This is a genomic window from Sphingobium sp. SG1 (assembly GCF_057063145.1).
Map to the genome: position 1 here is coordinate 1 of NZ_JBVVOJ010000072.1, position 573 is coordinate 573.

1 protein-coding gene is annotated in these 573 nt (G+C 57.9%); it reads right to left on the reverse strand.

The window, feature by feature from the left end; translation table 11 throughout:
• Positions 1 to 63: 63 nt before the first annotated feature.
• Positions 64 to 573: helix-turn-helix domain-containing protein (locus AC0KVN_RS27605; protein WP_483656835.1), on the reverse strand; the 510-nt coding region annotated here is incomplete at its 5' end.

Below are 573 nucleotides of genomic sequence, written 5' to 3' on the forward strand. Positions count from 1 at the left end.
GGCCCAGTCGGCCCGAAGCTGCGATTTTGGCCATGTTGAAGAACAAAGATTGAACATGGCGATCTACCAGGCTCGCTCTTGTCCTCCAATCTCGTAAACATCGGTCTCGATCGAGCACCTGTAGCTCTCTGCGATGTTGAACATCTCTGTCTGGAGAGATGCGATCTCATCATCGAGGCTGACGCCATCGGCACCCTGATCATAGGCGACGGTCAGCGTGTAATCGCAGTTCCCGGTCTTTTGCATCTGGTAATCCCGCTCCAGCATCGCCTCAATGCGCTCGCGAGCGGGCTTTCTGCCACGACCATGCTTGTTGAAGTTCTCGATGGTCAGATGCAGGGCGATGGTGACAGAAGGCGGCTTTTCCGGCAGCCCGATCCTTGAAGGAATGACGTCAAGCGCCCGATAGACGGTCATTCTTGAGATCTTGAGGTCGCGCGCGACGCTGGCCTTGCTCGCGCCGGCGGTGATCCGGCGTCGGATTTCATCGTCATCGATGTTTTTCTTCCGGCCTTTGTAGACGCCTTCGGCGCGCGCCGCCTCGATCCCGGCGCGCTGCCGGTCCTTGATGAA